Origin of the sequence: Clostridium sp. 1001270J_160509_D11 (genome assembly GCF_015667935.1) — a bacterium.
Lineage (GTDB): Bacteria > Bacillota > Clostridia > Peptostreptococcales > Peptostreptococcaceae > Intestinibacter.
The window spans coordinates 1-7,865 of the sequence record NZ_JADPET010000137.1 but is presented as its reverse complement, the minus strand read 5'-3'; the positions used below and the strand labels follow the sequence as shown (position 1 = coordinate 7,865).

Below are 7,865 nucleotides of genomic sequence, written 5' to 3'. Positions count from 1 at the left end.
GCTGTTAAAGCATCAGTAGATGCAGGGGCAGTAGCTGCAGAAAAAGTTGGCCCTCCAAAAAAAATATATGGGTCCTTTTTGTTTGTTCAAAAAAATATGTTATACTAAATAATAATATACGAAACAAAGGTTTGTTAAGTTAAAAAACTTATTTTTTTAAGGGTAAAATATTTTTTAAGGAGATGGGTAATTTGAAAATTTCAACAAAGGGAAGATATGCATTACGTCTAATGATTGACTTGGCAATAAATGACGAGGGGAAATGTATAAGAATAAAAGACATTGCTAAAAGACAAGAGATTTCTGAGAAATATTTAGAACAAATAATATCTATACTAAATAGAGCTGGGTACATAAAAAGTGTTAGAGGTCCTCAAGGAGGTCACAGACTAGCAAGACATCCAAGAGAATATACAGCGGGGATGATACTTAGATTAACAGAGGGAAGTTTAAGTCCTGTAGCATGTTTAGATGATGATATAAATCAATGTAGTAGACAAGCACAATGTGCTACATTGGAGCTATGGAAGATGTTAGATAAGGCTATAAGTGATGTTGTCGACAATGTGACACTTGAAGATTTGGTTCAATGGCAAATAAATAAAAATAATAATTATATTATTTAAGAAATATATAGAACTGCTTAAAATAACTAAGATTTTAAGCGGTTTTTTTGTGTAAAAATTTAAATGTAAAAAAATACCATATTTCATATTGACATAGTAGGATTTATGAACTACTATTAAAGCATACCAAACAGGTAGGAAATGGAAAATATAAAGATTAAAATAAATATTTATATACAGGGGGATAACAAAATGTCAAATAAAATAAGTAGAAAAGATAGAAAGTTAAAATTTGAAACATTACAACTTCATGTAGGTCAGGAATCACCAGACCCAGTTACAGATGCAAGGGCAGTTCCAATATACCAAACATCTTCATATGTATTTAAAAACTGTGACCATGCAGCTGCGAGATTTGGATTAAGTGATGCAGGGAATATATACGGAAGATTAACTAATCCAACAGAAGATGTATTTGAACAAAGAATGGCAGCACTTGAAGGTGGGGTAGCAGCATTAGCTGTAGCTTCAGGAGCAGCAGCACTAGCTTATACATTCCAAAACTTAGCTCAAAATGGGGATCATATAGTAGCAGCTAATAATATCTATGGGGGAACATATAACTATTTAGCACATACATTCCCAGAATACGGTGTAACAACTACTTTTGTTGACCCAGCGGATAAAGAAGCCATAGAAAATGCAATAAAAGAAAATACGAAAGCAGTATTTATAGAAACATTAGGAAATCCAAACTCAGATGTAGTTGATATAGAAGCAATATCAAAAATAGCACATGACCACAAAATACCTCTAGTGATAGACAATACATTTGGAACACCTTATTTAATAAGACCAATAGAACATGGTGCAGATATAGTTGTTCATTCTGCAACTAAATTTATAGGAGGTCATGGAACAACAATCGGTGGAGTAATAGTAGATGGAGGAAAATTTGATTGGGAAGCATCTGGCAAATTCCAAAGCTTAGTTGACCCAAATCCAAGTTACCATGGAGTAAGCTTTACGAAAGCAGTTGGACCAGCAGCTTTTGTAACAAAAATAAGAGCTATATTACTTAGAGATACAGGAGCTACACTTTCACCATTCCATGCATTCTTATTTTTACAAGGATTAGAAACTTTATCACTAAGAGTTGAAAGACATGTAGAAAATGCATTAAAGGTTGTTGAATATTTAAATAATCATCCACAAGTTGAAAAAGTTCATCATCCATCTATAACAGATGATCCAGAACAACAAAGATTATATAAAAAATACTTCCCAAATGGTGCAGGTTCAATATTTACTTTTGAGATAAAAGGAGATGCTCAAAAAGCAAAAGATTTTATAGATAATCTTGAATTATTCTCATTACTTGCTAATGTGGCAGATGTTAAATCATTAGTAATACATCCAGCATCTACAACACATTCACAATTAAGTGAAGAAGAATTATTAGAACAAGGTATAAAACCAAATACTATACGTTTATCAATAGGAACAGAACATATTGATGACATTATACAAGATTTAGAAGAAGCATTTAAATCTGTTAAATAGTAGATATATAGATAAAAAGATTGAAAGATCTTTAGGAGGAAAATAAAATGTCTAAAATAGCTAAAAAACTAACTGATTTAATAGGAAATACACCTTTACTTGAACTTGGAACTTATAGAGATGAAAATAAATTAGAAGCAAATTTAATAGCGAAACTTGAATACTTCAATCCACTTGGAAGTGTAAAAGATAGAGTTGCAAATGCAATGATAGAAACTGCTATTAAGGAAGGTAAAATTAATAAAGATACAGTAATAATAGAACCTACTAGTGGAAATACTGGTATAGGATTGGCATTTGTTACTGCAACAAAAGGTCTTCGTTTAATACTTACTATGCCAGAAACAATGAGTATAGAAAGAAGAAGAATAGTTTCTGCATTAGGAGCAGAAGTAGTATTAACACCTGGAGTAGAAGGAATGAAGGGTGCTATTGCAAAAGCAGAAGCGTTAAAAGAAGAGTATGGAAATGCATTTATTCCACAACAATTTGAAAATGAAGCTAACCCTAAAATCCATTTTGAAACTACTGGTCCAGAAATATGGAGAGATACAGATGGAAAGGTCGATATATTTGTTGCAGGTGTAGGTACTGGAGGAACAGTTACTGGTATAGGAAAATATATAAAATCTCAAAATCCAAATGCAAAAATAGTTGCAGTAGAACCAGCTACATCAGCAGTACTTTCTGGTCATAAACCAGGACCTCACAAGATTCAAGGTATAGGTGCAGGATTTGTACCTAAAGTTTTAGATTTAGATATAGTAGACGAGATAATTCCTGTTGAAAATGAAGATGCTTTTAATGCATCGAGAGCAGTAGCAAAAGCAGAAGGTTTGTTGGTTGGTATATCATCTGGTGCATCAATTTACGCTGCAACAGAGCTAGCTAAAAGACCAGAAAACAAAGGCAAAAATATAGTTGTTTTATTACCAGACACTGGTGAAAGATATTTATCAACAACTTTATTTGAATAGATTTATATAAAATAACTCTTAACAAAGTGAAAAACTCACTATGGCAAGTCAGGCCAAAGGCTTGCCATATCCCCAGGATAACTTATAAAAATGGTATCCCTTAGTTAGTATATAAAATACAAGTATAATAACTAATATAAAAGCTGGAATATAACTTTAAATTTAAGTTATTCCAGCTATTTTTTTAATTTCTAACCTATTAACTAAAGCAATGGAATCTTCAATTCGTTGGCGCTATGAGCGAAGCGAATTTTTTTAACTAAAACAAAAATACAGTCTATAGTTAGCTTTTAATTATATTATTTTCTTGACCAAGTTATATTATCTCCACGAGACATATCTAGTACATATCCCGCAATATTTATTCTATTTTCGATGCAGTGGCGACATTCTGCTGCCTCATCTCCTGTACATATTTTATTGTCATAAAGTTCATATTTTTTTCTAGAAGAAGTAGGTGATAAGTTTGGCATGGCAACATTAGCGCCGGCATCAAATCCTTTTTCACGACCTACTGGATCTATTGTTCCTAAGGCTGTAGTTGCTGGCAATAGGCAAGTAGGAAGTAATAATCTAATTAATGATAGCATTAGTGTAGTTTCCTCAACAGTACCTGCAGGCTCATTCTTAAATTGAGTATCGTGATGTGGGATAAAAGGGCCTATTCCAACCATATGTGGGTCCAGTTCTTTTAAGAATAGCAAATCTTCTGCTAAAATTTCTGGTGTTTGATAAGGAGAATGAACCATAAATCCAGCACCTATCTGATAACCGATTTCTTTTAAGTTTCTTAAACATTGAATTCTGTTTTGGAGTGACATACATCCTGGGTGAAGTTTTTTATAATGTTCTTCATTTGCAGTTTCATGTCTAAGTAAATACCTATCTGCACCTGCATCATAGTATTTTTTATATGATTCATAACTTTTTTCACCTATAGATAGTGTAACTGCGCAATTGGGATATTTGGATTTTATTGATTTTACGATTTCTACAATTTTATCATCAGTAAAATATGGGTCCTCGCCACCTTGTAAAACATAAGTATTATATCCAAGAGTGTGACCGATATCAGCACATTCCATAATTTCATCTAGAGAGAGTCTATATCTGTCGGCATTTTTATTTGATTTTCTAATTCCACAATAATAGCAGTCGTTTTTACAATAATTAGTGAACTCGATTAAAGCTCTTAAATAAACTTTATTGCTATAGTATTTATCCCTTAGACAGGATGCTTTTTTATGTAGATATTTTCTATCTTCATCATTTATATTTTTTATTATATAAACTAATTCTTCCTTAGTTAATATATGTGTATCTGCCAGTTTATCGATTAAATTTCTTATATTCATAAAACTTCTCCTTTAAAATAAAATATAAAATTCATACTTGGAAAGTATGGAATTACTTATATTTTAGCATAAAAACATATTGTGTGTAAAATTATGGAAATTAAGGTGAATACAAAAAAACTGTGAGAAAAATAGATTATTTAACTCACAGTTTCGTATAAAAAGTTATTTTTTAATAATTAATTTTATAATTTAAAGTAATTAACTTGGTAATCAGTTAACTCAGTATCACATTCAGCACAGTGGAAACTTTTTTTAGATGTTATGAAACTATTTGATTCATTATCGTACTCAGTTTTCATTTTTGTAACTATACCTGCAGCAGTAAGGTCTTTACCACATTTTTTACAGTTTTGAACTGTGCATATATTTTCCAAAAATGCAGGATTTAACTGTTCTATAGTGTATCCACATTTTGAACAATTTACTCCATTTTCTTGTTCTTTTGATGTAACTACTAATCCTTTACCATCTTTAGAATATTTATAATTTACCTTTTCTACAGTTGAATAACCAGATTCAAAGATGTTGCAACTACAATTAGGACATATGAATTTAGGTTCATATCCATTTATAGTAGTATTTTCTTTTGTATCCGTATTTTCAGTAGGTGTAGATTCTTTTTTAGTATCTTCTGATTTTTTAACAGTTTCAGTTTTATCAGTTTTATTAGGAGTAGATTTTGCTTTTTCTTCTTTTTTTGGTTGTTCACTTTGACCACCATAATAAGCTCCACCTAAGTCAACTTGACCGCATAAATCAGATAATTTTTCTCCCATAGTTTTTAAGAAAGTTTCTAATTCATCTTCAGGATTACTTTCTTCTTTATTTTTATTAGAACTATCGAAGTTTAATATATAATCATAAATATCTTTTGCATTAAATTGTACTGCAGCTGCTAAAATATGTTCTTTTATAGTAGCATACTCTTGATTTTTAGAAGGATTATTCAAGTTGATTATATCATTATCTAAAATGAATTTGACTATTGAAAGATAGTCGTATTTAGTTGCAAAGAAAAGAACCATTTCATCTAGATTATTGTCAGAAATTCTGTCCGCAAAATCAACAAATACTTCTGGAGAATCTAGATAGATTTTCTTTTCTAAATCTTTTAAATCGCTAAGTATTTCTATAATATTAAATATTTTTTTCATAATTAATTAATCCTCCTCGATTAAATTTTATAAATCATTTTCATATAATTTCACACTTGGATCAAGAGAGTAGATTATATCCTTTCTTTCTACTATAATTTTAGTAGTTTTTGCTAAGGTCTCATCTTGATTTATGTGAAGTAAAAGCTCCTTTGTAGGATTTATGGCAATTGGATTACCAACTCGTCTCAACATATTAATATCACCGTTTGTGTCTCCATAAGCATATGATTGATTTAAGTCTAAGTTGTACTTCTCAACAAGTTCATCAATAGCCTTATTTTTGCTTACAGAATCCCACATTGGGATAACTTCACCAGTAAATGCATTATCTTTAAATACATATATACTGCCTCGATAATCTGTAATATTATATTTTTCCGCCATTTTTTTTACTAGAAAATCGGGGCTACCAGAGATAAATATAACTTTATGACCTTGTGATAAATGCCACTTAATTCTAGAACGAGTATAAGTATAAACTCTTTCTGATTTTAATTTGATTACTTGGTCTGTTGCAAAATCTATTGCTGATTTATCTAATCCCATTAGTGATTTAACATATAAATCACACAAGTTTAGAAGATAATCGTCGTAATTTCCTTGTCTTCTATCCCAAGTCATAAAAATGTCTCTCGTATTGTCAACCCATGCTTTTTCATCAACAACTTCATATTTAATCAGTTTTTTGAAATGTTCAACCATAAGCGAATCCCTATAGATTGTACCGTCGATATCAAAAAAGGCTGCTGTATTTTTCATAAAGATCACCCCTAATTATGCTTTCTTATATTATATTATATTTTGTGTAAATAATATACTAAGACTATAAAATATAATTAAAATGATATATTATAGTTGTATTATATTTAAAAATAGAACTAATAATTAAAGATAAAGACTTTTTAGATAAGATTAGAGAGGAGAATATATGAATTTTGAATATGCAAAAATAACAAGGTCTAGACTTATGGGAAGTATGGGACTTATTACAAAATATAGCGATGAAAATAACGAAGTATTTGAATACTATCTTTTAGATTGTGAAGGGTTAGGTTTTTGTGATTATGTAAGATTAGAAAATCCTACAAAACAAGAAGCATATATGGAAGAAGAGCGATTAATGGGGGGATTAGGAGAAAATAGAATATTTATATCTGAAGATAGAGCTCTATTTTTAATCCAATACTTTGGACGCAAAAATTTAGAATATGAAAAGCCACTTCCAGATGGTGAAGAGTATTATATGAATATAATAGAAAATTACGAAACAGAAGTTACAATGGAAGAGATGTTCCCTATTTTATGCAGAAAAGTGACTAGCGAAGTAGAATTTATAAACTTCATGACTATGAGATTTATTGCGTGGGATAGAGAAGCACTTAGATATTTCTGTGAAAATGAAGAAACTGCATATATGCATATTACTAATATAAATGGAACACTTCTTAAAAATACAGTTTATGAAAAAGGTAATGGCAGATATATAAGTAAGCCAATTTATGAAGATAGCGATGGTTATTATGTCTGTAAAATCGCATTTAATATAGAAAAAGAGAATGATGAATACAAAGTAAAATCAATATTTGTTACTGATAAACAGCCACTTTATGATTTCCAAGTATTTGATGAAATATCTAAAAATGAGTTTGTAGATATTTATAATTTAAAAGAATACGACGAGTTTGTGGACAAGTTCTATATAGATAATCCTTTTATGATGAAAAGCCATTTAGACGAGGGGACATTCTTCACTAGATTTAACTTTAATAACAATCATGTAAAACAAAATGTATATGTAATAAATAATGACTTAAAAGCAGTTTATTATGTAATGGAAGATAAATTATATGTTGGAACTTATTCAAAAAGAGACAGAGATTATATAAACAAATTGTTAATAGCAAACTACAAAGATTATATATCATTTGATGATGCAATGTGTTTTGAGCAAAATGTATTATATGATTTTGCTGAATCTGGTTGTGATGATTTTTATTATTTTATAGAAGATTAAAAAATATATAGAAAATATTTTGATAAAATATTATGAATTGAAAATGGCTATCTATTTCTTAAAATAAAAAATATTAACAAAAAATGAGAATTAGTATCAAATTATATTGATAATCCTTATAAAATATGTTACTATTATTTCAGTAGTTAATTTAGGTTAACAAAATAGCCCTTTAAAGTGATGAAAAAATAGCTCCTATATTTATATATAGGAGCTGTTTTTTTATGTAA

7 protein-coding genes are annotated in these 7,865 nt (G+C 29.5%); 4 read left to right on the top strand and 3 right to left on the bottom strand.

Annotation, left to right across the window (positions count from 1 at the left end):
• Positions 1-191: 191 nt before the first annotated feature.
• The 3 genes from I4U58_RS11330 to cysK all read left to right on the top strand — a co-directional run bounded on the left by I4U58_RS11330 (position 192) and on the right by cysK (position 3,106).
• A complete protein-coding gene (locus I4U58_RS11330) occupies positions 192-626 on the top strand; it encodes an Rrf2 family transcriptional regulator (protein ID WP_195931457.1) in 435 nt (144 codons plus the stop codon).
• A gap of 192 nt (positions 627-818) precedes the next feature.
• Positions 819-2,129, top strand: coding sequence for an O-acetylhomoserine aminocarboxypropyltransferase/cysteine synthase family protein (locus I4U58_RS11325; RefSeq protein ID WP_195931456.1), 1,311 nt, complete (start codon positions 819-821; stop codon positions 2,127-2,129).
• Between the two features lie 47 nt (positions 2,130-2,176).
• Positions 2,177-3,106 (top strand): cysteine synthase A, encoded by a 930-nt coding sequence (gene cysK / locus I4U58_RS11320; protein ID WP_195931455.1) that lies wholly within the window; start codon positions 2,177-2,179, stop codon positions 3,104-3,106.
• A gap of 299 nt (positions 3,107-3,405) precedes the next feature.
• Here the strand turns inward: cysK and hydE are convergent, their stop codons facing one another.
• The 3 genes from hydE to I4U58_RS11305 form a co-directional block, all read right to left on the bottom strand.
• Positions 3,406-4,455, bottom strand: a complete 1,050-nt coding sequence (hydE, locus tag I4U58_RS11315) for a [FeFe] hydrogenase H-cluster radical SAM maturase HydE (protein ID WP_195931458.1) — start codon at positions 4,453-4,455, stop codon at positions 3,406-3,408.
• 191 nt (positions 4,456-4,646) lie between these two features.
• Entirely contained in the window at positions 4,647-5,618 is a 972-nt protein-coding gene (locus I4U58_RS11310) for a hypothetical protein (protein WP_195931454.1), read from the bottom strand.
• Between the two features lie 27 nt (positions 5,619-5,645).
• On the bottom strand, positions 5,646-6,380 hold the full coding sequence (locus I4U58_RS11305; RefSeq protein ID WP_195931453.1) for an HAD-IB family hydrolase: 735 nt from the start codon (positions 6,378-6,380) through the stop codon (positions 5,646-5,648).
• Between the two features lie 169 nt (positions 6,381-6,549).
• On the opposite strand from I4U58_RS11305, the gene I4U58_RS11300 reads away from it, so the two are divergent.
• The gene (locus I4U58_RS11300; RefSeq protein ID WP_195931452.1) at positions 6,550-7,635 is read left to right on the top strand and encodes a hypothetical protein; all 1,086 of its coding nucleotides are present in this window, start codon (positions 6,550-6,552) and stop codon (positions 7,633-7,635) included.
• Positions 7,636-7,865 lie beyond the last annotated feature (230 nt).